18 protein-coding genes are annotated in these 24,454 nt (G+C 47.9%); all 18 read right to left on the reverse strand.

Going from position 1 to position 24,454, the window contains the following annotated elements; genetic code table 11:
* Positions 1–2 precede the first annotated feature (2 nt).
* The 18 genes from ACO0K4_RS02230 to ACO0K4_RS02315 all read right to left on the reverse strand — a co-directional run bounded on the left by ACO0K4_RS02230 (position 3) and on the right by ACO0K4_RS02315 (position 24,432).
* Positions 3–1,508: a lipopolysaccharide biosynthesis protein gene (locus tag ACO0K4_RS02230; protein ID WP_422954965.1), complete on the reverse strand. Its 1,506-nt coding sequence runs from the start codon at positions 1,506–1,508 to the stop codon at positions 3–5.
* A gap of 43 nt (positions 1,509–1,551) precedes the next feature.
* Entirely contained in the window at positions 1,552–3,852 is a 2,301-nt protein-coding gene (locus tag ACO0K4_RS02235; protein WP_422954966.1) for a polysaccharide deacetylase family protein, read from the reverse strand.
* 134 nt (positions 3,853–3,986) lie between these two features.
* Positions 3,987–5,357: a putative O-glycosylation ligase, exosortase A system-associated gene (locus tag ACO0K4_RS02240; RefSeq protein ID WP_422954967.1), complete on the reverse strand. Its 1,371-nt coding sequence runs from the start codon at positions 5,355–5,357 to the stop codon at positions 3,987–3,989.
* An 8-nt stretch (positions 5,358–5,365) separates the two neighbouring features.
* On the reverse strand, positions 5,366–5,548 hold the full coding sequence (locus ACO0K4_RS02245; protein ID WP_422954968.1) for a hypothetical protein: 183 nt from the start codon (positions 5,546–5,548) through the stop codon (positions 5,366–5,368).
* 186 nt (positions 5,549–5,734) lie between these two features.
* Positions 5,735–6,922 (reverse strand): glycosyltransferase family 4 protein, encoded by a 1,188-nt coding sequence (locus ACO0K4_RS02250; protein ID WP_422954969.1) that lies wholly within the window; start codon positions 6,920–6,922, stop codon positions 5,735–5,737.
* Between the two features lie 240 nt (positions 6,923–7,162).
* Positions 7,163–9,379: a hypothetical protein gene (locus tag ACO0K4_RS02255; RefSeq protein WP_422954970.1), complete on the reverse strand. Its 2,217-nt coding sequence runs from the start codon at positions 9,377–9,379 to the stop codon at positions 7,163–7,165.
* Positions 9,380–9,667: 288 nt separating this feature from the next.
* Positions 9,668–10,903 carry a pyridoxal-dependent decarboxylase, exosortase A system-associated gene (locus ACO0K4_RS02260; protein ID WP_422954971.1) on the reverse strand — a complete coding sequence of 412 codons (1,236 nt, stop codon included), beginning with the start codon at positions 10,901–10,903 and terminating at the stop codon, positions 9,668–9,670.
* Positions 10,900–12,492, reverse strand: a complete 1,593-nt coding sequence (locus ACO0K4_RS02265) for an acyl-CoA ligase (AMP-forming), exosortase A system-associated (RefSeq protein ID WP_422954972.1) — start codon at positions 12,490–12,492, stop codon at positions 10,900–10,902. Before ACO0K4_RS02265 ends, ACO0K4_RS02260 begins: the two co-directional genes overlap by 4 nt.
* Before the next feature lie 52 nt (positions 12,493–12,544).
* Positions 12,545–13,897: a PEP-CTERM-box response regulator transcription factor gene (prsR, locus tag ACO0K4_RS02270; RefSeq protein WP_422954973.1), complete on the reverse strand. Its 1,353-nt coding sequence runs from the start codon at positions 13,895–13,897 to the stop codon at positions 12,545–12,547.
* Positions 13,894–15,999, reverse strand: coding sequence for an XrtA/PEP-CTERM system histidine kinase PrsK (gene prsK / locus ACO0K4_RS02275; RefSeq protein WP_422954974.1), 2,106 nt, complete (start codon positions 15,997–15,999; stop codon positions 13,894–13,896). The genes prsR and prsK overlap by 4 nt, the downstream gene beginning before the upstream one ends.
* A 25-nt stretch (positions 16,000–16,024) precedes the next feature.
* Positions 16,025–17,422, reverse strand: a complete 1,398-nt coding sequence (locus ACO0K4_RS02280) for a TIGR03013 family XrtA/PEP-CTERM system glycosyltransferase (RefSeq protein WP_422954975.1) — start codon at positions 17,420–17,422, stop codon at positions 16,025–16,027.
* A 209-nt stretch (positions 17,423–17,631) separates the two neighbouring features.
* Positions 17,632–18,504, reverse strand: coding sequence for a PEP-CTERM sorting domain-containing protein (locus tag ACO0K4_RS02285; RefSeq protein WP_422954976.1), 873 nt, complete (start codon positions 18,502–18,504; stop codon positions 17,632–17,634).
* Positions 18,505–18,680: 176 nt separating this feature from the next.
* Positions 18,681–20,108 carry a hypothetical protein gene (locus tag ACO0K4_RS02290; RefSeq protein ID WP_422954977.1) on the reverse strand — a complete coding sequence of 476 codons (1,428 nt, stop codon included), beginning with the start codon at positions 20,106–20,108 and terminating at the stop codon, positions 18,681–18,683.
* A gap of 53 nt (positions 20,109–20,161) precedes the next feature.
* Entirely contained in the window at positions 20,162–20,974 is an 813-nt protein-coding gene (locus ACO0K4_RS02295) for a PEP-CTERM/exosortase system-associated acyltransferase (RefSeq protein WP_422954978.1), read from the reverse strand.
* Positions 20,975–20,986: 12 nt separating this feature from the next.
* Positions 20,987–21,895 (reverse strand): transglycosylase SLT domain-containing protein, encoded by a 909-nt coding sequence (locus ACO0K4_RS02300; protein WP_422954979.1) that lies wholly within the window; start codon positions 21,893–21,895, stop codon positions 20,987–20,989.
* 245 nt (positions 21,896–22,140) lie between these two features.
* On the reverse strand, positions 22,141–23,241 hold the full coding sequence (locus ACO0K4_RS02305) for a nucleotidyltransferase domain-containing protein (RefSeq protein ID WP_422954980.1): 1,101 nt from the start codon (positions 23,239–23,241) through the stop codon (positions 22,141–22,143).
* An 8-nt stretch (positions 23,242–23,249) separates the two neighbouring features.
* Positions 23,250–24,167 (reverse strand): HprK-related kinase A, encoded by a 918-nt coding sequence (locus ACO0K4_RS02310; RefSeq protein WP_422954981.1) that lies wholly within the window; start codon positions 24,165–24,167, stop codon positions 23,250–23,252.
* Positions 24,160–24,432 (reverse strand): HPr-rel-A system PqqD family peptide chaperone, encoded by a 273-nt coding sequence (locus ACO0K4_RS02315; RefSeq protein WP_422954982.1) that lies wholly within the window; start codon positions 24,430–24,432, stop codon positions 24,160–24,162. The genes ACO0K4_RS02310 and ACO0K4_RS02315 overlap by 8 nt, the downstream gene beginning before the upstream one ends.
* Positions 24,433–24,454: the final 22 nt, after the last annotated feature.

A 24,454-nucleotide genomic window follows, 5' to 3' on the forward strand; every position in this document is an offset into this window, starting at 1 on the left:
TGTTATGTAGGTTCTGTGTGGCGAATAAACGGCCAGCGGTTAAGGCGCGTTTCGGATATACCCAGATCAATTAAGGTCTGACGAATCTGAGCCAGCCCCTTTTTATCTAAATAGACTATCCAGAAAAAGTAACTGATCACGCCGCTGACAATCTCCAGAGCAAGCAAAGCATGTACCGAAGGAATAGACGAGATCGTGAGCTCACGCACGGCCAGGACAACTGCTCCCATCGCGACGGTGCCTGACAAGACTGGCAATAGAGTGCGATAGTAGGCCAGCATAGGCATGCCAATCACTGCACTAACATCACGTAATAGCTTGACCGACAATAGTGGATAGATCAGCACCCAGACAATAGACACGCCTCGCAGACCGTCCAGCATGGCACCAACCACAACACCGAGCAACATCACGACACTGCACATCGCGGTGTACGCCGACAGTTTTTTTGCGTTGCCGGTACTGGTGAGCACTTGGGACAATAAGGGATCAACGGATTTAATCAGTCCCATCAGACAGAGTGCGCGAAATGGTATCAGCACATCAATCCAGTCTGGACCAAGCAACACCATAATTAATTCATGTCCACACACCAGCATCCCGATCAGCATGGGATAAGTGACATAGGCAACGCCACGCGTGAGTTGCAACATGACCGACGATAACTCGGCAAGATTTTTTTGTAGCTTGGAAAATAAAGGAGAAGCGACATTGATCACTAAGGTCGTGATCTGGGCGCTGGGCAAAGTTGCTAATGAAAATGCCATGTCATATATCCCCAGAGATTTCGCTCCGAGCATTTTTCCTACAATGGCTTTATCTGCATTGGTGTAGAGATACCAGAAAATCCGCGTGCTCGTCACATGCAATCCGTAGATCACCAGATTGCTGGCTTCACGTATACCGTAAGCACCACGCGGACGCCAGGAAGACAGCAAAAAGAATCCTGTGCTGGTAACGATACTGGCCGTCACAAAACCCCAGACCAGAGACCAGACACCATAACCGAGCAATGCCAGCACCAGACTGACGATACTTTGTATCAGCGTCGCCAGAATATTCACACCGGCAATCGCTTTAAACTGCATGTCCTTGCGCAAGAACGCCATGGGTACTGTACTGAAAGCGCCAAAGATAAAACCGCTTGCCAGCACTGAAATCATTTTTTTTAATTGGGGATGTTCATAAAAATCCGCAATCAAACCACTTGATGCTACCGTCAGGCACACCAGCACGCTGCTGACCATCAAGGCAATCACAAAGCAGCCATTCACCTCGGTCGTGGTCAGCTCCGTTTTTTGAACAATGGCCGAGCCGATACCGACTTCATTAAAGAAGCCGATAAACCCGATAACAATCATCGCAATCGCGATCAGACCATAATCCGCAGGACTCAAAATACGCGCCAGGATCAGGGTCGTACCGAGTGACATCACTTTACCCATCGCGCTACCGAGACCGAGATGCCCCATCGCACGGATAGTCTTCGAGCGTAATTCATTACTCATGGGGTGCGCTCTTCATGATGATGGTCAGAATAAATTTCATCGCTTAATGGTGATGCGACATCATCAAAACAGAGTCAGCAGTGCTTTCACTGGCTTCTTCAAATAATTCAGAAAGCTGACGTGCACGGTGCTTGCGGGAAGAGGCATAGACCACGGCATCACTGGCAACATGAGCCTGCCCTGCATAAATTTTTTCAACGAAACCTAACAAAGCCTCCGTGATCGCATCAGCAGAATTCATCGCCGCCAGGTCATGAAATCCGGCAGCATTCAAGACACTCGCGGTATCGCCGGCAAGATCGAGCAAGCCAAAAATCGGTTTTCTGGCACGAAAGTATTCATAAATTTTTGCAGGAATCTGACGGTTGAAAGGCGTTCCCTGGAATAGCAATAAACCGTCGACTTCCAGCATTTCCGCCAATGCTTCGCGATAAGGAACCGGGTTGGCGACGCGCACCATGCCAGTCAGACCATGCTGCTGTATCATCGTTTCGAAGTGTGCATCATCACCAGGTGCGCGCAGAATCACTTCAAAATTGTTTTGGCTCAGCAAGCCCTTGGCTTTCAGGTTTGCAATTGCCGCAAAAAAAGCGCTTGGATCCCGTCCCTCGGTGTACAGCACTCCGCTATGTAAGAGCGTGATTTTGCTACGCTCTCCATTTACAGGTTGGTGTTTTGCAGCAGCTTCTGCTGCAGCAAAACCATCTTCGTCATAGCCATTTTCGATGACCATGAATTTTTCTTGCGGGATGTCGGGAAACCGTTTTTTATACGAGTTCGATGCACTTTGCGTGGTGAACATTACCCTGGTGCAGTGCTGCATGGTTTGACGCTCTATCCAGGCGTAAATTTTTCTTTGTAATTTACTCTTGGGATACTCGGATTGCAGCATAGGATCGCGGAAGTCGGCCACCCATGGCAAACCGGTCAGGCGCTGTAAACAGAGGCCGATCAGATGCGCAGTTGAAATAGGAAAGGTCGACCAGATCACTTTAGGCTGGTAGCAGCGGATCAGATACAGGCCGACAGGTACTGCCGAAAACAACCAGGAAATCCAGCGATCAGGCAAGGCGATCATTTCAGGATAGCGTCCGGCGATGCCTAGATGACGTTTGGCATCGAGAGCATACGAACGCTTGACAATAGTAGTCGGCGGCAAGTGATTCAGTTGCGAAGAATTCTTTTGCTCATACGCCATAGGATGCGCCGATAACACCATCGGCTCCCATCCGCATTCCGGCAAATTCCTCGTGAAACTCAAGGTACGTTGTATGCCACTACTTGCCGATTGTGGTGGAAAATGGAAGGCAATCAGCAAGGCACGTTTTTTTATATCGTGAATATTCCGGTCACCGTAAGAACCAAGCCCGGCAAGCCAGCGCAGCAAGCGTAGCTGAAACAGGAACGGTGTCACATCCCATGGACGACTGCGTGGAATTTGATAGAAATCGTCATTCTTCGATGCCGCTCCAATCGCGGTCGTGAATGCGGCGACGTAGCCAGCATCCTTCGCCATCGCCAGATGTCGTGCATCAAAATCTTTACCGACTTTGCCATTCGGATAAGCGAATAGACGCAGGGGCTTACCGATGATTTCTTCCAATACTTTTTTGCTGCCAACAATCTCATGGCGAGCGACATCGTCATCGAGTTTGGTCAGGATAGGATGGGTAATCGTATGACCGCCAATTTCAATACCAGCCTTGGTGAGATTGATCAGCATGTCACGCGTCAGCATCAAGCCAGCGCTGGATTTGTCCCCCGTGAGTTTCTCCAGTTTCAGGATGACGTTTAAACGATCGTCTGAGGACAGGTATTTTGAACCGTCGTTAATTTTTTTGATCAGTTGACGGCGGTCAGCAAGGCTATGCAATGCATGGATGCCCATACCGATTTCCTGCAGATCGAGAGGACCGTCGGGCACGCGGCGAATCGCTTCGATGATTCTGTCATTCCACATATTGCCCTCGCCGAGATAGGCCGTCGTAACAAATACGGTGGCGGGCAAATTGAATTCTTTTAAGATGGGCAAAGCGAGATCATGCGTAGACCGGTAACCATCATCAAAGCTAATGCAGACGGCGCGTGGCGGCAGACGATCTTCTTTCATGGCAATGACTGCCTCGTGCAGCGGCAGTACATTGAAGTGCTCTGCCAGAACTTTCATCTGCCAATAAAAAGTAGCGACATCCGGCTCGTTATCCAGCAAAGGATCGGCATGTTCGAGAATCCGGTGATACGTGATGATGCAGACACGCTTTTGTTTGCTCAGACGCGCAATACTGTTGCCCATGATGCGAATAAACGCAGAGGTCAGGAGGCCGTTCTTTGTATGCACAGTCATGTATTGCAGCCCCGCTAGTCAAGCATGGAAGTAAGTTGGCGAAAAGTGATGCGATTCACACCTTCAGCAAGCAATTTATTTGCAAAATGATATGAAACCGTAATGTTACAATAAATGCACGAAAATTCATATGCTCACGATGCAACGGACACGGCAATTGGCGGCATTTCTGTCACCTGCGCAGCGTCCTGCTGGCGCTGCTGGTCAGCCTTGATGACGTCTGGCAAGATTTTATGTTCGAGCACAATCACAATCGCAAAAAGCGCGTAAATCATGTCGAAATAGGCAAAGCTCAATGCAGCGCCACCGATGGCATATGCAAATATCGATAGACGTAACATCGTTGCCAGACTGAACAACCATTCCGGCCCGTTGGCTGCCCGCGTCTTTTTTGCAACGCGGCCTGCGTTCAGGAAAGACAGACCAAGAATAGAAACAAAAATAATCAGACCGCCAAAGCCGTGATCGCCGAGTACCTGAAAATAGATACTATGCGCAGCACGCGACAGGAACGGGTTTGGTACCGCAGAACCAGTATAGAAGAACGAATACAGATCAAAATCCTGAGACAAGGCATACCAGATCTGACCATTCTCCAGGGCTTTGAAACCACCGCCAAACAGCGGATTTTTGGCAGCCAGAATGAACGATAATTTCCAGGCAATCACCCGCCCCATGAACGAGCCGTCCTGACTGGCATTGCTAATCGTATCCATGCGCGAAAACCACTCTGCCGGAATCAAACCGATCATCGCACTGCCGATACAAACGAACAGGAAAGCGAATAGCAGCTTTCTTTTACTCTTGATAAACAGGTAGCCGCCAACCGACGCCAGAGCAATCATACCGCCGCGTGAACTGGTACCGATAATCGCCGTGACCACCAGCACGATCAGTCCCAGCAAACCGAATTTGAGCACCCAGGATTTTTTCCCGTACTCACCCAGTAAATAAAAACAGATAGGCAATAACATCGCCATCGCCAGTGACAGTTCGTTACGATCACCAAGGACATGGCCAGCCATCCCTTCGATATTATGTGCACCGCCGCTGGCGACATATTTCAAGCCTTCGACACCGGCATAAAAACCGACGGAAAAAATCATGCACCAGAGGAAAAAATCAATATGCAATTTCTTTTCCATGATGAGGAGAACGAATAGAAAGAGCGCCAGAACCTTGGCGAGTCGCCCCCAAAAATCCCAGGTCACCTCGGCAATACCGACACAAAAAATACTGCTCAGCGTGGTCCAGATAAAAAATAACAGTACCAGCCCGGCAACGCCGGTGAGTTTGACTTTGGGCTTGTTTTTTGAAAGGAAAAACACACCGATCGTGAGCGCCGCAAACAATAAGTTGTAGCGGATCGTGGTGGCCATGCCATAGACCCAACCGTTCGGATTGAATAAGGCTGTCCAGATCCACAAGCCAAGGCCGATAAACGGACGCCTGAAGATGGAGTAGACCAGGAGCGGCAAGATCGCCAGTAAAAAAATATCACGCATGCGGCTCTCTATTCAACGCTGTGTTCTGCTTGATGTGGCATCTGAGGTTGCGCCTGATGTTCCTCCTGACGCACGGCCCGGGCTTTGGCTAGTTCTGCCTGCGCCTCTTGCTCAGCGTTATCCTGACGAATCGCCCAGAAACACAAATACACCAGGGCTAACAGGTTGATACTCCACAGGGCGCTTTCCACAATATGTCCTCTTCAGATAGCCTGGAATCGACCGTGCGATATCAGGCAGGAGGGGAGGCAATGATCAGACCGTGCATATACTCCCCCTTATTTTTTATAAATTATGCCAATTCCGCACTATTTACCTACGCATTGAAAATATACTTAGTCCAGTATAGTTAACACTGGTTATTCGACTGACAGCAACTACGACCGTTTCCGACGCTTGTTATTCAGAATTTTTTCAAACAGCGCAAGCTGTCCTTGCGTGGTCGCGTCCCAACTGAACTGCTCCGCATAACGACGCGTCGCCGACCGGTCGGGATAATGCTCCTGCAAACGCCGTACCGCCTGCACCAGGCTGGCAGGCGTCCGTTCCACCATCAGCACACCGGCATCCGGCGACGCCACGACCTCCGGCGTACCCCATACAGTACTGGCTACTACCGGCGTACCGCATGCCATGGACTCCAGCAAAACATTCGCCCAACCCTCGCGCTCAGAAGCGAGAATCATAGCATCGGCAGCACCGTAATATCTTCTTAATTCATCTTGCTGCAGAGCACCTAAAAACGTAACCCGGTCGCTGACCATGAGCTCTTTCGCCAAATTTTCTAACGACTGTTTTAAGATGCCATTTCCGGCAATTAGCAACCTCATTTCCGGCAACAAGGGCAAAGACCGGATAATCAGCTCATGCCCCTTGACCGGTACCAGATGGCCGACCGTGAGCAGGGTGAACGTACTTAAACCCAGCTCCTTGCGAGCACTCTCTCTGTCAACCGGACGAAACAATTGCAAATCAACGCCATTGCGCAGAGAAACAACGTGGTCCTGATGCACGCCCAAACGCACCAGCTCATCTTTCAAAGCATTGCAGACAGTGATCACACCGCTGGCATTGGCGGCAGCCTCAAGGATTAATTTCCTGGGACGAGGATACGAGGGTAACAAGGTGATGTCCGAACCACGAGCCGTAATCACGACCGGTTTGTTGAAATACTTCCCCAGCTTGGTTGCGGCAACGCCATCGGGATAAAAATAATGCGCATCAATCAGATCGACGTCATATCCCTCGTCCATCATGCGGCCGATGCAAGGCCTGGCCGCCATTGCCAGCATATATGGTGCAATATGCATACCGACTTTAGGCGGCAAGAAATAACGCGGATGGTCAACCTGAATGCCAAAGCGCGTCTCACGCTCAGGCACTTTGGCAAAACTCGCATATTGACCAAACACGGGATGGGTCGCTGGAAACCACGGCACCGGCGCGACCACCCGCGATGTCGCCTGACCGCTCGCTAGCAGATGACGCAAACGGGTCTCTACGAAGATACCGTGACCTGGTCGCTGTGCGTTCGGGAATAGGGTGCTAAAAGTTAATAGCTGCATCGGTTTTGCATAGGTTTGTAGTTTTGCTCAGGTCGTGCCAGCTGACTTTTGATCCATGATTGGCACCTGTACCAAAACCGGCGCTAAATTAACTCGAAATGGACCTTCAAAGATGATTGCCTAATTTAATATCAAATTATAAACAAATTTGATCTGGCATGGTGAGTTTATGGGCATCGGGCAGTACAAATAAAAAAGCATGAAACCCCGCAGGGATTTCATGCTTTTCGCTATCCGGTACTAGCGAGGAATAACGGCGAATTCTGGATTCGTTGAATAGTCGGGCTTGACGCTACGGTTCATGAATATTTTCCATGCGTCTGCACCACCTGCCACACCAGAGTCCACGCTGTAAGCAAGCGCCGGTTGCATATTGGAAGGAAAGCCCTCTGTGCCGTAAGCGTAGCCCGTCATCTCTCCGACCTTCAGACCAAGATTAGCGGCCATTGCAGGACTATTACACGCCAGCGAAGTCAAGGTCGCAGGGCTGCTGGCGAGATAAGCCTGACCGATCGTCGTGTAATAACTGCTGGTTGCCGTATCACGGACGTTCATCGAATAGATCGCTCCCAGTATCCAGCAATAAGAAGGATCATTCATCCGGCTAATTGGGAATTTTGCTTTCCACTTCAACAGAGGCAAGGCCTGGCTGTAACCCAACTCGGCGGCACGTCCTGCTGCAGAGGTAAAGAAGTCGTCCATCCAGGGGGCAATGCCACGTTTGTCATTGTATTCCGTCGAGTACAGATCAAAGATGGCACCCAGCGTATTGTCTGGTTTCGGATTGTTGGTATAGCTAGTGTTATACCAGTCCAGATTGGTCGCTAAAAAAGTAGCGAACTGGCTCTTCAGGGCATCTTTATCCGGTGTAATAAATGCAGTCTCTGCCAGCGAGCGCAGAATCCAAGCTTGCCCACGTACTGGTGTGCGGTTGAACAAACCTTTGATGTTGTCACGGTAGCCGGGATTACTTTGAAACAGATTCCATATGGTCCAGAATTGCAGTTCTTCTAAGTGGTAATAATCTCCCGTCACCAGATAAGGCAGGTAAGAAAAATCAGGCTCATGGTTGGAGTCTGCGACATTCGGGTTCGTACACACACCGCCGCACGCTGGAAAAGCTTCGAGCTTTTTAGTTGCCGGATTAAAGGTGTCGCCAGAATTACCGAGTATGGTCATGTACGGATAATCGAGCAGGCTGATGGGACGATCGGTATTTTTATCGCGGTAATGCATAGACCAGCTACCCGCCAGATCCGCTGTACCCAAGGTTGCCTGTTTGGCGTCCTTATCCATACTCAATAAATAGCTTGCAGCCCATCCCGGCATGAGGCCGATATCCGGCCGGCCACCGGGGCTCGGCATCGATGGCAAGGCCATACCATTGCCCATGGGTTCAACAGCGGCACCGGTGAACTGAGTTTTAATCGTGGCAAAAGATGGTGTAGAAAATACGATGCTCTGATCGTAATTGGGTACCGCTTTAGACGCGATCAGATAGGCCGTGTTGTGACGGATATGCACTTGTGGCTCTGCGCCCCACCAGAACAGTTTGCGCCAGCGTGCGTGATGGTAGTGTGCCAGGGCAGACTTGGTATAGACCGACTGTCCCGCGACTTTGATTTGCGCATCATAAGTGATGTTTTGCGGAGCTGGTTCGTAAGCCCAGTTATTTTCTATCGTGACATCGACTCTGGCCTTATTTTGTCCGGTATATGAGCGAATCGCAAAACGCGCCGTCAAGTGGGGATGTGTTGCGCCTTGCGCGGTCTTCAGCGGTGCCGACACCAGCCATTCATTGACGACGGAACCTGCCAGCCAATTCGTGTACTGGCCGGACTTCAGTAAGTCGTCCGCCGATGCCGAATAGGTTACGCCGCCAATCACTGCAGTCGCCGATGCCGTAAAACCGGCAGCAAGTAAAGCCGACGGCGTCCCAGAGACGGGAGTGGTATTGGGTGCGGTGTTTTTCAGCAAGCTGATCGTCTCGGTCTGATTTGCCATGAGTTTAGGAAGGACACCCGACACCACGGCATGACGCCAGGAACCGTCGTCATGACTAGCCTTCACGTCAAGCTGCAATGGCAAGACGCTGCCGTCACTGAGCTTGGCACTAATGCTGCTGGAAGCAGGAACATCCCCCTTGGCAAAAACATGCCCGAAGCTGAACGGGACATTGCTTTGATCTGCGCCAGTATTCTGCATCTTGACTGAGGTAATCAAACCCACGGTCGTATCAGGCGCGTTGACCGGAGGAACCGGCGTTGTCGGCGTGGCAGGCGGCGTACTGACGACCGGAGGAATGGCGACAATAGGCGGCGTTGGATTTTGCGGTGTCGCACCGGAAACAGCAGTACCAGCACCGCCACAGGCGACGAGCAGAGCCGATATCATTAAACACATCAAGCGCAATCTGCTGACTCGTTTCAGTACAGTGGAAAATATTGGGGTAATCATAGGAGCTGCTTTACAAGAGGGGGAATATTGACACCTAGTCAGCATAGTTGTCACGGGGATGATGTCAATTGATTTCTTGTCCTGTCAGTGAACCATGATTTCATAAAGCTTTTATGAAGATTCAATGCCGACTCAATGAAAATCCAATCAAGATTCGATAAGTAATCAATGAGATCTGAACAAGAAATAAACATCCGCATGTAACGACTGCCAGAGTAACTTTTATGCGATAGAAATAGTTAACGGCAGGCCAGAAAATTAGTGAAGCAGGGTTACAACTTAGTTGACTCAGACCACTATTTCTTTCGGTCTGGCATGGCCTAAAAAATCAGTCGGACTTGCGGTTAATCCGTAAGCTCCCGACTGAAAAACTGCCACGAGGTCATCAACGTCGGCATGCGCAAGTTCCATCCGGTCGGCCAGCAAATCCAGCGGCGTACACAAAGGCCCGGTGATTGAAGTAACTTCTTTTACATCCGGATACATCTTCGTGGCGATAACGACAGGATAATTTTTACGGATGACTTGTCCCAGATTACCGGATGCCGCCAGGTGATGATTCATGCCGCCATCAGTGATCAAAAACACTTGTCCGCGTGACATTTTTTTATCCACGATTCTGGTGATATAGACTCCCGCCTCACCGACCAGATAACGCCCCATTTCTGTTGCGATACGCATACCAGGCAGACGCGTCGCCAGCTGATTGACCCAATACTGCAAATGCTGCCCGATAGGCGCAATATCCAAAGGCAGCTCGCCAGGAAAATAAGGAATACCGAATCCACCACCGATATTAATCAGTCGTGGTGTCACCGGTGCATCAGCGGATAAAGCCAGCGCCAGCTCAAAAGTCTTCGTCTGAGCTTCAATGATCGCGTCTGATTTTAAATTCTGAGAACCGCTATAAATCTGGAAACCATGCAATTCAACATTCGCCGCAGCTAGCTCCTTCATTAGGGCTGGCACTTGCTCAGCATCCACACCGAATTGCTTGGCGCCACCGGCCATTTTCATACCGGAAGACTTCAACTCAAAGTCCGGATTCACTCTGACCATGACATTGGCCTGAACACCGCAGGCATTTGCCAGCCGGTCTATGCGCCGCAATTCTCCGGCGGATTCCAGGTTGATGACAATACCGGCGGCGATAGCCTGAGCTAACTCGGCATCCGTTTTTCCCGGTCCGGTAAAACTGATCTTTGCCGGGGTAACAGGCGTATCGAGTGCAATTTTTAATTCGCCGCCCGAGGCGACATCCAGACCATCTACCAGACCCGCCATATGCTGCACGACCGCCGGCATCGGATTCGCTTTGAGCGAGTAGTGGAGCAATATTTCTCGTGGCAAATGACTGCGTACATGCGCCACTCTGTTAGTCATCGCCTGTCTGTCGTAGGCAAAGAATGGCGTGCTGCCAACACGTTGCGCCAGGCGACGGATTGACATACCACCGAGCTGCAACTCACCTTCGACGGTTGAAAACTGCGTTTGCATCACATGTACAGGTTTGACTTGCTTCATTGAGATACCGATACGAAAAGTTCATGAAAGCGTAGCTGCAAGAGTTTGCGATCAATCTTACCATTAGGATTGCGCGGCAAATTCTCCGCCGTTACGGCAATATGCGATGGCAGCATATAGCCCGGTAAGTGGCGCTGCATCTCCTTGCGTAGCACATTGATGTCGATACTATCCAGCTTGTCTGGCTGTATCACCAGCACAATGGCCTGACCTGATTCGGGATGCGGAACGCCGATCGCAGCCACTTCGCTCACGTGTTCAAAACCGGAGACCAGTTCTTCGATTTCTGTCGGGCTGATACGATAGCCAGATACTTTAATCATATCGTCAGTGCGTCCGATAAAATAAAGATAGCCCTCTGCGTCACGCCGCACGGTATCACCCGACCACACTGCAATTTCGGGAAAAACCAGCCCTGCAGCAATACCGGGAATCGGTTTGAAACGTTCTTGGGTTTTCGCTTCATCGTTCCAGTAACCTTGTGACACCAGGGCGCCTCTATGTACCAGCTCTCCAGCCTCATCAGGCGCACATTCGCTACCATCAGATCTGAGGACCAGAATCTCTGCATTCGGAATCGCTTTGCCAATCGAATCCGGTCTGATGTCTACCTGATCAGGCGTAAGATAGGTCGAGCGAAACGCTTCGGTTAATCCATACATCAGAAATACCTTCGCCTCAGGTAAAAGTTGCCGTAGTTTGCTCAGTGTTGCCCCCTGCATGGCACCACCAGAGTTGGTGATATAGCGTAAACTCGATTTTTCCGGCCAGCGTAGCTGTGCGAGCTGCAACCACAATGGCGGCACCGCAGCAAGACCCGTAATTCGCTCTTCGGCAACGGCATTGAGAATATCCCTCGGCATCAGATAGTTCATCAGCACGACGCTCGCGCCCACCAAAAACGCTGTAGTGAGCTGACTCAGCCCATAATCAAAACTAAGAGGCAAGACCGACAATATCCGGTCCGATGCGTTGTTATGTAAATACTCTGCAACACTCTCTGCACCGGCAATCAAATTACGGTGAGACAAGATCACCCCTTTGGGCTTACCTGTACTGCCGGATGTGTACAGAATCGCAGCCATATCACGATCAATACACCGGTGCTTCTGTGTGATGCGCGCAGATGCCATAGTCAAGACATCTTGCCAGAGCAGGACACGGCAATTCAATTCGTTAATTTCAGAGATGTGCTTACCGACGACGATCAAGGTTTGCAGCGCGTGGCAATCCTTCAGGACAGGTAACAAGGCAGAGAGGCGCTCGGACGACGTCACCAGAATTTTGACATTGCAATCCTTGAGAATATAAGCGACCTGCTCCGCTTTCAATAAAGGATTGACCGGAACAAAAACAGCGCTAGCAGCAGATGCTGCGAACAGCGCCACCACATTCTCTATGCGTTTTTCGAGGAATACCGCAACGCGGTCATGCCGAACAAGATCCAAGATCTGAAGCGCCTCGGAAACGAGTTGAATCTGCTGCGCCAGGTCAGCGTAACTGAGCCGCTGCTTTTGATAGCACAGAGCTTCCGCCTGCGGCGTGCGTTGCGCTGTATGGACGATCAATTCGTGGACGAGATAACTCATAAGCTCTGCAAGATCGGCGACGATGGATCAGGCATGTTGATGTAGGCCAGACTTATTTAATTGCGTGACGGTTCATTAAATCGTAGAGAGTCGGACGACTGATACCTAATAGCTCTGCAGCCTTTGCAATGTTCCCATCCATCCTGGCTAGTGCTTTGACCACGGCCTTATGCTCTGCCTCTTCGCGTATCTGACGCAGATTGATCGGCGCTTCCTCTACAGGCTCAGACGACAAGCCGAGATCCTCTGCGGTAATCTGTGGACCATCTGCCATGATCACGGCACGCTTGATACAGTTTTCCATTTCGCGCACATTGCCGGGCCAGGTATGACTCTCGATCATGGCCAGCGCATCTTGACTAAAATTTAAGCCAGGACGCCCTTCTTTTGCGTTAAATTTATTTTTAAAATGATGTGCCAGTAATGCGGCATCGCCATCACGTGCAGCCAGTGGCGGGATGTTAATCACGATTTCACTGAGCCGGTAATACAGGTCCTCACGGAATCGCCCGGTGGTAGCGAGTTCTTTAAGGTTCTGATGTGTCGCGCAGACAATACGCACGTCAACCGGAATTTCTTTATGCCCGCCAATACGCTCTACTACACGCTCTTGTAAAAAACGCAGGAGCTTGGCTTGCAAAGGCATAGGCAAATCACCGACTTCATCAAGGAAAAATGTCCCTTCGTTAGCCAATTCAATCTTGCCTAAATTTTGTTTTACCGCACCGGTAAAAGCACCTTTTTCGTAACCGAATAACTCACTCTCTAATAAATTCTCCGGGATCGCCGCACAGTTAATCGCCATAAAACGCTTGTCCTGTCGGGGACTCAACTGATGGAGTGCACGGGCTAATACTTCTTTACCTGTGCCGCTGTCACCTAACAACATGACCGATGCGGACGAAGGCGCTACTTTTTCAATATTCCGGCAAACCTTCAACATACCAGGGTCGCGACTGATAACGCCGGACATCGGTGATGCCGTCTGCATTTGCAGCATGCGGCGGTTGTCTTGTTGCAGTGCATGTAAATAAAAAGCCCGTTCGATCACTAAACCCAACATCTCCGGCTCGAACGGCTTTTGATGAAAATCATACGCGCCCAGCCCGATTGCCTTGACCGCATTTTCTCTGTCCTGATTACCAGAAAGTACGATGACTTTTGTATCCGGTGCTAAGGACAGGATTTGCTGCAAAATCGCCAGTCCTTCTGTCGCACCATCAGGGTCGGGCGGCAACCCAAGATCCATCGTAACGACCGCGGGTTCGTGTCGGCGCACCAGTGCTAAAGCACTTTCTCTGTCTCCGGCAACCAGGACTTCATATGCGTCGAAACTCCAACGCAATTGTTTTTGCAGCCCAAGGTCATCCTCAATAATGAGCAACTTTTTCTTTTCTTGGCTCACGATGTTACCTTTTGTATTTGAGCATCTTGCAACGCATGTGTGTCACCTAAAAAATAGCCGGGCAGAATGATCTTGAAGCTGGTGCCTACCGAGACACGGCTCATGATTTCCAGTTTCCCGCCTAACTCGTCTATATATTCTTTGGTCTCAAAAACGCCAATTCCCATACCAGCAACCTTGGTGGACACAAAAGGGCTAAAGAGTTTGTCCCGGATAAATTCCTCAGACATACCAACACCTGTGTCTTTAATTTCGATCACCGCATGACGATGTTGCTGGGAAAGCTTGACATGCACTTCGCCCTGTTTAGGTGTGGCTTCAATCGCATTCTGAATCAGATGTCCGATAACGCGCTCTAACCGTTCCCTGTTTGCAAACACTTGTACATCTGGACTGTTAATCTCCAATTTCGGCGTTGGCTCATATGGCGATTTGGAATCAACAGCATGTCTCAACAACGCATCCAGAGGAATCACGGCCAATTTATCTACCGATGCACCTCTGCTTAATTTTTGCAGCAATACCTTCATCTTTTGTACTGAGTGATCTATGGTATCGACCATGTCTTTTTGAAACTCAGGATTGTCTTTATGTTTCTCCGCATTTGATAACAGCAGGGATAACTGCGCTACCAGATTTTTTAAATCATGCACCATGAAAGTTGACATACGATTGAATGACTCAAACTGTCGCGCTACCATCAGTGCATTTGCCGACTGTTCTTGTGCAAGATAACTCGCTGCCTGCACTCCGGCGATTTTTAGCAAATCAAGGACTTCCCAGTTCAGTTTTATTTTGCTGCGAGCTTCTGCCAGCAAGATAAAACCAAAGAGTTTTCCATTAAAGATGAGAGGCAATACTAACCAGGCTTTCGGGTAATGTTGCAACCACTCCGGAATAGTCACTTCAGCATAAGGATTGGTCTGATCGTCGGCATGAGATAAGTCGACAACCCACTGCTTTTCTTCGAGCAGCTTGCTGAACGCACTATTTACTGGTTCGGTTGAATTCCCTAAAGGCATATTCCAGTTGTTCACTGGTTCGCACAATCCCGATTCGCGTCTGACAAATAACACGCCAGCAGGACTCTCAACTAAGCTTGCCAGGGCACGAATCACACGCTCACCCAAATCATCACCGCCAATCGAAAGTGTTCTGGTAAATCGTATCCACTCTTCTCGATAGTCGTAATTATAGTTGTAAAAATGCTTACTTATAAAAACTTTAAGCCATGATCTTACTGAACCGGAAAATAAAAGTACCACCAGTAAAATTATCGCGCCAAACAAGAAGGCGACCTGCATGACAGTTCCCCAGTTTCCACCGAAGAATCGCAAGTAATATCCAGCGGCAGCCATCGCGAGCAAATAAAACGCCGCACCAAATAAGGTGGCCGAATGGAAGAGCATACGGCGGGATACCAGAATACCCAGCGACCATTTAGGATTACGCGCAACAGATATCGCGATCAGAGGAACGCTGATCGCATCAACCAGACCGCGTGCCGCCCAGATCTCAGGGTTAATCGTCCGGAATAACATGGCATCGCTATACAAATAAAAATCGTAAGCGAACAGACCACCAATACCCAGACAGGCAAACTTGATACCCCAGCGACCTTGATCCGACATATTGCGAAAAAATTGCTCAACCAGCAGCAGGCCCATTACGGCCAAGGCAACACGGCCAAACGTATCAGCGATTAAACTGATTTTTGCGCTAAGAGGATCGCTGATCGTAGAATGCGCATAGATGGTTGAAAAAAATAACGCGCCCAAAAATATCAGGATGACTTGCTTGTAGGGTTTGCCACTCACCCAGGTAAACACGTTGCCGGAAGTTTGAGGATGAAGAAGTATGAGCAGGAAGATGATCCACGACGCACTTCTTGCAATTTCTAATGCATTGGCAAACGTGGATAGTGGCAAGCCAAAGAGAATATGAAATGCGAGCGTGGCGGCCCACGATGTAGTGATGATGCAGGCAGCGGCAAGCGTTTTCCAATGAAGTCGCCCGCGCCATTTAGTCATCAGAACAACTGACAGAATAAGAAATGCGAAGGCTGCGACAAGATAGCTTAGTGAAACAACGCTAATCAGCATCTACTCTACTTTCTATGAACGAGCATTATCTTGCTCCCTTACCCAATAAAACGACTTGTACTGTTTCCAGCAAAATCAAAACGTCTAAAAACAAGCTATTATTTTTTACGTAATACAAGTCGTACTGCAGTTTCTGCACGGAGTCCTCAACTGAAGCACCATAGGCATAGCGCACTTGCGCCATGCCGGTGATGCCTGGCTTGATACTGTGGCGCATATTATAAAAAGGAACGTCTTTACATAATTGGTCGACAAAGAATGGTCTCTCGGGACGCGGACCTACAAAACTCATTTCTCCGCGTAACACATTTAGAATTTGGGGTAATTCATCAATACGTAATTTACGAATGACTTTGCCGACGCTGGTTGTACGCGGATCATTGTTAGTCGCCCATTGTGGGCTACCGGATTTTTCTGCATTGATTCCCATACTCCGGAATTTCAGCACCATGTAAGTTTTTCCGTTTTTACCTACTCGCTCTTGTTTATAAAAAATCGGCCCGCGATCTTCTATATAAATCAGCAAAGCAGTAATCAGCATAATTGGTGAAGACAGTAAAAATATGATCGCGCTCACGGTCAAATCAAATATCTGTTTACCAAATCGTCTCAAAAAACTTTGATTGAAACCGTCACCGAAAACTAACCAACCCGGCTGCAAAGACTCAACACGAATCTGGCATGCTTCGCGCTCAAAAAATGCCGCAGCGTCAATGACCTTCACACCATTTAATTTACAGTCCAGCAAATCATCAATAGGGAACTGCGCACCGCGACGATTTTGTACAGCAACCACAATTTCATCCGCGTGGTATTTTCCCGCAACTGAACTAAGGCTCACCTCAGAAGACAAGAGATTCGTAACCGGCACCTGACATATCTCATCGGTGACAGGCACAAATCCCAAGATCTCGTACTCATGGTGCGCAGTGTTGCTCAGCGCCAATTCGTAACATTCTTTTGCCAGTGACCCCGAGCCTAGAAAAATGATTCTTGACCGCAGCAATCCTGATTCTGAGGTTTTGAAGATCAAGACCCTTGCTGTCAAGATGCCAATAGCGGCAATCACCAGCACGATGCCCAGTACACCGCGCCCAATGAATAACGTAGGAAGCACATAAAATGTCAACGTAACCAGAATGAGCGCTAAGGCTAAAGAAGGCATCAATCTTAAAAAGGTATTTCTGATGCCTTCTCGAAAATTAATCTGGTACATGCCCAGAGCACTCATGCTGAATACAACAATCGACGCAAAAACCAAAGCCGTACTGAAGAAATTATCTGATTTTTCGGAAAAAGGAAAAGCACTGTCTAATGTGCGGATGATGGCGCCCAAATAAACCGAAGCAAGTGCAATACTAAATTCAATCAATAGAAGAATTGATGTAATACGTGATACATGGTGATTAGCAATTCTGAACATCAACACTCCACAACCCGACAAATAAATTATATTGTAAAAATAACATTCTTTATGTGACAGATTACTATATTTTTGATAATTTTCACAGCGCTTAATGTGACTTGTTTTAAATATCGGAAAATAAATATCTCACAACAACTCTTTAGGCAGACACAAACAAAAAAGCTGCCTGGTTCACACCAGGCAGCTTTTACCAAGGTCGACTTGGATTATTTTCTTCTGCGACGGATACTTGCCAGACCAGCCAAGCCCAAACCGAGCAAGCCAAGTGATGCAGGTTCTGGGATTGCATTACCGCTCACTTGTGAGGAAGACTTCACAGTCCAGCCCAGCGCTGATGCCGCGCCATTTACATCATCATAATTTGTGGACAAAAACAAATCATGCTTACCACCAAGCGGGTCAGACAAAGTGTTTGTATCCAGTTGAGCCAGCCATGAACCAGCCGTCACATCAAGGAAGCCTTGGCCATGACCTGCAAAACTTGTACTGTCAAAAGTTGACTGGTAGGAGCCAGCAGCACCGAACGGTGTCGCATTTACGGCAGGGCTAAACTTGGCACCCAATACTAAGGAACCACTTGTAATACCTGTGTATGTTTGAATGCCAGTACGTCCGCCAGGACCTAAAGCAGGATTCCAGTCAGTCGCATTAGAGTACAGATTAACCCAGCCACCTTGCGAAAACGTATTGGTATTTTGCAATCCAGTAAAAGGATCAACTGGACTGACACCTACCGCATAATCTTTCAAACCACCAAAAAGGCCAGTAAGGTAGTCACCAGGACCTGCACTCCAAATTGTCGTACCAGTTGAAATTTTCGTGATGTTAGTCACAGAAAAAATACCCCATGTATCGTCACCGTAGCTATTCACTGCTGGTGTCGTTGCTTTTGTATCGCAAGAAGCAATGGTAGAGCAAACCAGGCCTGGAGTTACACCGTAGCCAACAGTACCGGAATCATAATTATTTAAGGTAAATTTTAAGTCGCCCGCCGTCAGACTTAAAGCGCTTGCTGAGCCAACTGCGCCTGTCACTAAGGCCAAGGCAACAACAGCTTTTGATATTTGTTTCATGTTCATTTGAGCTTCCCCTTTGATTAGGTCAAATCACTATCTCGACGCATAACTATAAGCACGAGGCGTGCCAGAAATAACTTTATATTATAAGTATTTGATTTTAATAGATAAAATGCTTTTTTTATTTAATCAAAAGATAATTAAATTACAGCCTTGTAAAAATATTCGACATAAAATATTTACCCCGGCCAATAAACAAATTTGCGCTCATAATCCAGCGATTTGCCGTATGGAAAATCATGGTACGGATAGCATATCGTTTCAACTTTTTCATGTGTCGCGGCAATGGCGTTTTGCAGTACCGATGCAATTTCTTGTGGGGAAGTTTTATTTCCATATTGCAATTGAACTTCCCATAACACGCAACCGCCAGTAAGAGTCAAACGAAAAGCCCCGCTCACGTGCACTGAAATTGAGGGATTGGCATAAAGCATGTGTTTGAAATAATCCAGATGCATGCCATCCGGCAGATAATCCTTGGCTCGCCCGTGCAGAGCGATTACAGGTAAAGATGGCGGGGAAATTCCCAGATTTATTTTTTCATACACTTCGTTTAATTCAACCGCACTAAGTAGCCTCGCTTTATCACCGGTTTTATATCGCATCAAAGGAATTGGGACATCCGGATCAAGCATGGAAACCAATAGATCGCCATTACCATGACTGTCCGTGTTAACGACCTCGACGAAAGTTCGCATAGGGTTAAAAACCATAAAGGACGGCACTGGTGCGTCAATTGCGCTGTTGCCAAATAAATCTACCAGCAAGTCCGGCTGAGCCATACATGCCCTGCGCATAGCAATGGTTTCTCTTGTTTCATTAAACAAGTTCAGTCCTAATTCGCCGACACCCATAGAGCTTCCAATCAGGCCACTGGCGGGATGATCAAGGTTGATGTTCAAAGCCAACGCAAGATAATCCCGGAATGACTCGCTAAACGTCTCTTCACCGACAATCACGTTCACTCGGTAACGACGCCAGTCAAGCCCCTTATTTTGAGAAAAATCACACAATTTTTTAAGAAAAATAGGGTCGCCACAAAGAATGATTTGCTCAAAAGCAGCACCCGCTTGCTCGACAATTGCACAAGCCATATCCTCTCTGACGCTGACGTTAGCTACACATACGGTGTCCGATTGAAATGTCACTCCCATCGGCAAACAATTGATCAACAAGGTTTTATAACGATCGATATCAAAAGCTAGCTCAAGCCCCATATCGATCAGAGACGCGGTTGACTTCAATTGCTTTCTGGTGCCGAGCCCAATCGCAAAACCGTTGCTCCCATGACCTGAGCTGGTGAGTATAGAGGCAAGCTGCGACTTATCCGTGTCGCTGGCAATCAATTGATCTATAGAAAAACGACGGAACGTATTAGCTTTTTCCAGCACAGGACAACGTTGCAAAAAATCATCCACAGTAGTAATGTCATTTACTGAAGCACCATGTTCACTCAGCAAAATTTGATAGGCAGATGAACATCTGGCGGCTCTGCGAAATGCACGAATCAACTTCTTTTTACCTAGTTGAATAAGCTGATCAGACGTAGTTCTTGCTAACTGATAGCGAATAATCCGTCTGCATAATCTGGCAAAAATTGGATTCATCTTTTACGTTTTTTAAAAATTGAATTTGTTTTGGCTTTCCTGTATTTCTGCGCTTATTTTTTCTTCTTTACCATCTGCCAAAATGAACCGATCATGGTTCTGATAATCACGTTATAGGGTATTTTTTCATCATTAAACCAGGCAGCCAGAAACTTATTTTCTTTATGCAACCGGTTGTTTAACTCATCTAAATCCACGACAAAAGGCGTAACCGGGCCGTAGTAATCGGTTTGCGGGCCTATCGGCACAAAACGAAATCCCATTTTATCCAGCGATTTTGCCAACGAGCGCTCCATCGCCGCATACCAATAGCGAATGCCATTTTTTCGGCTGTAGCGATACATCTCACGATATAAGCCTAGTAAGAGTAAAGGGCTGTTACCGTCCCGCTTTTTTCCTCCCTGATGCGGATGAATTGATGCGGCATTCCCTTTTTCCCGGAAGTCTTGCGATACACCTTCCATCGAATCGCCTCTGCGACGACGATGTGATTTGCGGACGACTAAGCGTGATATTTCACCCGCAGTTTCTCTGGCTGGCATGACATAGTCTTCAAAAATGCTACAGTGCCCCTCAAAAGGGTAATTCAAATCAGAGGATGGTTGCACTAGGCGCACTGTACCGACAATCTGGTTATCCATCGTGAAGGCGGCAAAATGCGTGGAACACTCGTCAAACTCATCACTTTCTAAACCATCTTTAAATTCTTCAGTCGGCAGAAAGTGACATTCAAGACAGTACACCTCATATCTCAGCTGAAAAATCTCTTTGAGTAGGGTGGACTCAATATTTCCACTTAATTCCTTACGGAAATTAAAGTAAGGAACCAGAATATCGCGCTTGCTAAGTAATCTCTTAATCAGCATGTGCCTTCCGATTTAAGGTTTACTGCTGCGGGTGGGGCGCATCACGATAGACGATGCGTCAACAATATTACGTTGAAACGGGTGGGTCGATTTTTGGTATAAACGATTAATTTTTTGCACGTAATCCATGGTCTCCAGATAAGGCGGAATTCCATGGTATTTCTCTACGGCTCGCTCGCCCGCATTGTAAGCAGCAGCTACCAATGAGACATTACCCCTAAAAAGAGCTAATAGCCAGCGTAAATAGGATAAGCCACCCTTGATGTTATCTTCCGCATCAAACGCATTTTTTACGCTGAAGCGCTGGGCAGTATCAGGGGTCAGTTGCATCAGACCCTGAGCATTTTTGGGAGAGAGAGCCTGCTCGTTAAAACCAGATTCTACAGAGATAACAGCCAACGCCAGATTAGCGTCAACAGAATATTTTGGCGCCCATTTTTCGACTAGCTGCGAAATCCGGCCTTTGGGGTATTTGGGTAAAAAGACCAGATCTTTTTTTTCATCCAGATTGATAATCTCAGAACTCAGGCAAGCAGGCAGTGCCGATATCTCCTCGGTTGACATATTGCCGATCATTCTCCGTGCCAGTTCGTGACCCTGCTCAGCAGCCAATTGAAATAATTGTGCGGCAGTAGCATCGTTGCGCTCAACACCACGCCCGTTAGCGTACATCCAGCCCATCGCATATTGCGCATCAGCATCGCCCAATTTCGCTGCCGCACAATATAAACTTAATGCATGCGAATAATCTTTTGGCACACCTTCTGCATGCTCATATCTGGCCGCCATTATCGTCAAGGCGCGACTATCCCCCATATCTCCAAGCGCTCCATAGAGAGCGCCGGGCGCACTCTCCTCGGCGAGCGCAATACTGCTCGCCAACACCAAGACAGAGAAAAATATAATTGAACGAGCGAACATAAAATACCTTGTATCGATTGAGCGCCTCAATGACATTGATCTGACAAAGATCATTTGTCGTTCTTGAGTGTCAATATCCCGATATTTTTTGTGATTGTTATTATTTTGTATACTACAGGCAAATCGGAATAATACAGTATTAAAAATGCAACTATATTGACTTTATTTCAACCTGATTAGCTATTTATAATTTGCTTTCAGGAACGCTTTGCAAGCAAAGTATTCCCCAAAAAAAATGTCCCTCTTTAAGCATCTCGAGGAGATATAAATGCCTTATGAAATAGATGGCGCAGTAGTAAAAACGGGGGCATACGCAGCCAGTTTGCGCGCACATACAACATATTTCTTGCCGTTTTTGTGAACCAGTCATCACAACTAAGATGGACAGGCAACAAGGCTCGCATAAATAAATGATCCATAAAAGCGACAAACAAGGCATGCGGTGCGCTGTCTTTGGCCTGTGCCATTACGTGTTGAGGAATATCGGCCTGCAGTATCAGGTGCATATAGCGAAGCGCATAGAATAACGGTCGCCCCAGCTCCAACTCCCTTGCCCGCGGAACAAGGGCAGACCAAAAAAATGGATCCTTACCAAAATGCGTAAACAAACGCTGAATATCTATTAAATCTCGCAATCCGTGATGAAACTCACCTTCATAGAATAGGTGTACCATGCTATGCAACACCATATCCACCGGTGCCAGCATCCGAATCTGTGAACCGCTTCCTACGCAAATTGTGGCATCAAGCAATTTTTTTGAATCCGGATGGACCGCGGCAGTTTCGGGCAAGATTGCATGGTGCAGATCAACGACCGTCATCCTCTTTACATGCTGCATGGGAGGCAATTCATGCATCCATTGCCGGTAATAGCGCTGATCATACTCATCGTGATGCGTAGACTCCCAGCCATGCAACATCAAAGCAGCCTCAACGGCACCTAGCGCATCTTTTGAGACGATGATATCAATGTCAGAAAACAGACGCCCCTGCGCTGCCGGTAAATCCGCCATGACATAAGCAGCGCCCTTGAGCAGAACAACAGGTACATCCGCATCCTTCAATGCATTTGCAATCATATGCACTTCCCACTGAACTGCCTGACGGTGTTTTTGTGCGACTTTTTCCGCCCATAACAGATGCCTGAGGGCTTGATCGGGGACTGATGGTAATAACTTTGTTTCTTTCAAAAGGTAATACAAACTGCCCAATATATTTGCAGCACGCGCCTGCCGAATCAGCAAATCCCAATCGGACAATGTGAAAGATTGAATGAGCACTGGCTCACGCAAGCACTGCAACAAAAGTCGTCGCGGATCGATGTCACTCTGGATGTTGTCACTCAAATACACTGTCATCCCTTAGACTCGACTAAGGAATCAAAAAATTGGATCGCCTGCTCAAGAGAGCTATAGGTAAATTCAAATGAGTCAGCACCGTCTATTACTTTAGTTAAAGCATGAAAGCCAGCAGCACCAAGCAAACTATAGTTGAAAGCATTATCTGCAACCCGGATAAATGCACGAGCCTTAGGAACCGTGTTAATGATCGTCTCAGAATTTACCTGAAACTGAGGGAAAATAATCCAAGCCGGGTGTGCCACTTCCCGTCCTCGCACGACACTGTCCAAAGTCGGCTTCATGTGCGCAACCGTGCCTTTAATCGTATCTCTCACAGGATTACTGAAGACTGCATCAGGAATGAATTTTTTTATGACGTCGATGGAAGAATTTTTCAAACTGACCGGCCGCGGCAATGGTGTTACATCGCCGTTATGCAGATTTATCAGCGTTAATTCGTCGGACAACAAACGCCAGCCATGATGTGTCAGCGCAGCACATAAGGTGCTTTTGCCAGATCCTGGCGGAGCAGGCAAGATAACAGCGCGGCCACCCCGCTCTAATACCGCAGCATGAATCATCAGGTAGCTATGCGCGTGACTTGACACGCACCAGTTCATGCCCCACTCGAGCAAAGGAAAGGCTTGATTATATGGTAGGGGTTTAAACGGCAAGGCACCGTCACACTCAAACAGAACTTGTCGTCGCAACCAACGCCGCATGCCACCTGAGGATTTCAACCGGACATGAAAATCAGCAAACTCACGACCGACCAATAAATAGTCAGCATAAATTTTGGCAAAGCTATGTATTGCCGTTGGAATTTGTGTTTGGATGTTGAGGACGAATGCCCCCATCTGCAGAAACAAACCACGCTTCAGTTCACTGCACAGTTCAGGATAAGATAAATCAGCTACTTTCAAATTAAACACGCTCAATCAAAACAAGAGCATGCAGACTAATGAGCACATCACGAACATAACGAACTAAATCGTCGTCGATCTCAACATGCCATAAGTCTGCCATCTTGGTTGCGACTGATTTTGCATCGCCAGGTGAAGTAGTTAGTTGGTCCAGAATTTGTCCTGCTGCGCGATCCAATAAGTGGGTAGCACCGGACTGGTAATTAAACAATACGACTTCATCACCCCAATCATGAGAATTGCTAGCGGTGCTTGCAAGCACTCTCCATTGCATACGAATTATCCACCCGGAACTA

The sequence above is a fragment of the Undibacterium sp. RuTC16W genome, assembly GCF_049339445.1.
In the GTDB taxonomy this organism is placed as follows: Bacteria; Pseudomonadota; Gammaproteobacteria; order Burkholderiales; family Burkholderiaceae_D; genus Undibacterium.

Excerpts from the sequence above, each read along its gene's own strand:
- ACO0K4_RS02290 (WP_422954977.1), bottom strand. The coding sequence starts at position 20,108 with ATGAATCCAATTTTTGCCAGATTATGCAGACGGATTATTCGCTATCAG.
- ACO0K4_RS02255 (WP_422954970.1), bottom strand. The coding sequence starts at position 9,379 with ATGATTACCCCAATATTTTCCACTGTACTGAAACGAGTCAGCAGATTG.
- ACO0K4_RS02240 (WP_422954967.1), bottom strand. The coding sequence starts at position 5,357 with ATGCGTGATATTTTTTTACTGGCGATCTTGCCGCTCCTGGTCTACTCC.
- ACO0K4_RS02230 (WP_422954965.1), bottom strand. The coding sequence starts at position 1,508 with ATGAGTAATGAATTACGCTCGAAGACTATCCGTGCGATGGGGCATCTC.
- ACO0K4_RS02300 (WP_422954979.1), bottom strand. The coding sequence starts at position 21,895 with ATGTTCGCTCGTTCAATTATATTTTTCTCTGTCTTGGTGTTGGCGAGC.
- ACO0K4_RS02285 (WP_422954976.1), bottom strand. The coding sequence starts at position 18,504 with ATGAACATGAAACAAATATCAAAAGCTGTTGTTGCCTTGGCCTTAGTG.
- ACO0K4_RS02235 (WP_422954966.1), bottom strand. The coding sequence starts at position 3,852 with ATGACTGTGCATACAAAGAACGGCCTCCTGACCTCTGCGTTTATTCGC.
- ACO0K4_RS02265 (WP_422954972.1), bottom strand. The coding sequence starts at position 12,492 with ATGAGTTATCTCGTCCACGAATTGATCGTCCATACAGCGCAACGCACG.
- ACO0K4_RS02315 (WP_422954982.1), bottom strand. The coding sequence starts at position 24,432 with ATGCAATGGAGAGTGCTTGCAAGCACCGCTAGCAATTCTCATGATTGG.
- ACO0K4_RS02295 (WP_422954978.1), bottom strand. The coding sequence starts at position 20,974 with ATGCTGATTAAGAGATTACTTAGCAAGCGCGATATTCTGGTTCCTTAC.
- ACO0K4_RS02280 (WP_422954975.1), bottom strand. The coding sequence starts at position 17,422 with ATGTTCAGAATTGCTAATCACCATGTATCACGTATTACATCAATTCTT.
- ACO0K4_RS02260 (WP_422954971.1), bottom strand. The coding sequence starts at position 10,903 with ATGAAGCAAGTCAAACCTGTACATGTGATGCAAACGCAGTTTTCAACC.
- prsK (WP_422954974.1), bottom strand. The coding sequence starts at position 15,999 with ATGCTGATTAGCGTTGTTTCACTAAGCTATCTTGTCGCAGCCTTCGCA.
- ACO0K4_RS02250 (WP_422954969.1), bottom strand. The coding sequence starts at position 6,922 with ATGCAGCTATTAACTTTTAGCACCCTATTCCCGAACGCACAGCGACCA.